The organism is Clostridium sp. ATCC 25772, from assembly GCF_001573875.1.
GTDB lineage: Bacteria > Bacillota > Clostridia > Clostridiales > Clostridiaceae > Clostridium_J > Clostridium_J senegalense.
The window spans coordinates 1-552 of record NZ_LFRG01000197.1 but is presented as its reverse complement, the minus strand read 5'-3'; the positions used below and the strand labels follow the sequence as shown (position 1 = coordinate 552).

The window sequence follows — 552 nt, the reverse complement described above, 5'->3', positions numbered from 1 at the left end:
ATAGAGAAGCCAATAGGAGTTAAAATAGATTTTAATCAGTATCCTAAGTATATTCATGAGGCTGTAAAAGAGCAAAAAGTAGTTTATGTTAAAAATGTATTTTTAGATGAAAGAGCTCTTGATGAGAGGGATTTAGCTACAAATGAAGGATATATAGGAAGAATCGTATTTCCACTTATAGTTCATGACAAAGTAACTGGATTTATGACATGCTTTTTAACTGAAGATGATAAAATTACAGATGATGATATGGACTTTATTTCGTCAGTAGCATCTTTAATAAGTTTATCTATAGAGATAACAAGTAAAAATAATGATATACAAAATCTTATACATAAATTAAGAGGAGCTATATCTTCTATAAATGATGCAACAAAGAAACTATATTTAAACAAAGATATAAAGAGTTTCTTAGATCATCTAAGTAAACAAGCTTGTAATATAACAAAAAGTAGAGAAGCTGTTATAGTAATACATGGAGCAAATATAAATGGAAAGAAAAAAGAGCTATCAAGCTTTTTTACCTTAGATAAAATTAAACCAGATGTTTAT

At 26.8% G+C, this 552-nt stretch carries 1 protein-coding gene; it reads left to right on the top strand.

Features of this window, described 5'->3' with window-relative positions:
* The coding region (locus AZI32_RS17560) for a GAF domain-containing protein (RefSeq protein ID WP_157450993.1) at positions 1-552 on the top strand (552 nt) is incomplete at both ends.